1 protein-coding gene is annotated in these 1400 nt (G+C 51.9%); it reads left to right on the forward strand.

Annotated features, from left to right (window positions below; translation table 11 throughout):
- A partial coding sequence (locus AC1DRJ_RS27730) for a hypothetical protein (protein WP_477804958.1) occupies window positions 1–1362 on the forward strand: 1362 nt, incomplete at its 5' end.
- Between the last annotated feature and the right edge of the window lie 38 nt (window positions 1363–1400).

Raw genomic sequence — 1400 nt, forward strand, 5'->3', positions numbered from 1 at the left:
GAACTGGGAAGTCTTGACTACACCACGAGCGTCATTCTTCTCAACACATATTCCGCTCAAGATAGGAAACTGATCCGATCCGCGCTCAAGCCTGGCCACAGAAAAAACAAACTCACGCCATCCGAAAAGGATGCCTACAACCTGTGCATCCATGAGTACACGCACTACCTTGACTTAACAACTACGGTATGGGGCACAGAATTTCTCTATCGCCGGACTGCCGCGTTGCCGAAGCTTTCGGCTCAGGGAAAATCGGCGGCCTCAGTCGTCATGCTAAACATCACCGAGATCATGATGCATGAGATTTTCAACCGAGTTCATCACCAAGCCAAGCTGGAAAATTTGGTAACAAAACACCGTCTGCACCACTGCGAAACCTATGGCTCGCTAGTCATCGTATTGTTGTACAAAGATGGGGAACTGATTGCGGAGACGGCCTTCAGCATGCTTTCAGTGCTCGAAGCCAATGCCATTGCGAATGAATACGAGGGAGAGTACAAATGGGTGGCCTGCAGGCTAGGTGGTCTCGACCGTTTCCAAGAAAGCAGGATCGACGCCAAGTTCAAGCACTTGCTTGAAGACAGCGGAAGACTTGAATACAACATCGTCCACATCCTCATCGCCATTCACTTCCCGAACCTCACCGTTCGCCACAGACTCAAGCTCGCTGCCACGCTTTGCCACCTAGCGCTGGACATGTCGAGTCTCAATCTTGCAATGCTGGCCAACGTAATCAATGACTTCGTCAGTAACAAATGGTTGGGTGACGCACTCTGCAACGATTTGTGCAGAGGTATGTCACGCCACGTAGTGGTGTTCTACTTCATACTCATGCTTTATGGATACACCAACGACATCGGCTTGACCACCGAGCAGCTTAGCGAGCGCATTGAGGCCTCAGCCCGCCAACTGATTGATGACATGCTTCTGCATTGGGGAGTGGAGTACCCGCTCTCTGAGGGTTTGAGCGACCGCGAATTCCAATTCTGCATCAAATCCCTTAGAAAAGAGTGCGGGAAAGAGCGCGGAAAATTCATGCTTCCAGGATCACTCCGGGCCGCGACCTACAACAGGAAGATCCGCAAGACCAGCCTCTCGACAAGCCAGGCATTTCGGCGTTTTAAACTGCCAGACCTTCTCCTTGATGATACCACCAGGGTACGCGCACCTTCTCGAATACGCGCCAACGTGCTGCGTCACTGGGACGCTATGTACGATGAGTGCAACGCACTTGATCAGCTCGTGACCGACTCAGAAGCCATGAGAAAGTTTCATATGAAACCAGGGGCGTATGGCCCCATGCAACTGCGGCGTGAGGATCACTTTATGCAGCAGCTAGCCATGACCGACAATGAACCCTGAACGCCACGCAGCGTTGCTTTGAACCTGCGCACCTCTAT

It is taken from the genome of Pseudomonas sp. P5_B2 (assembly GCF_056400445.1).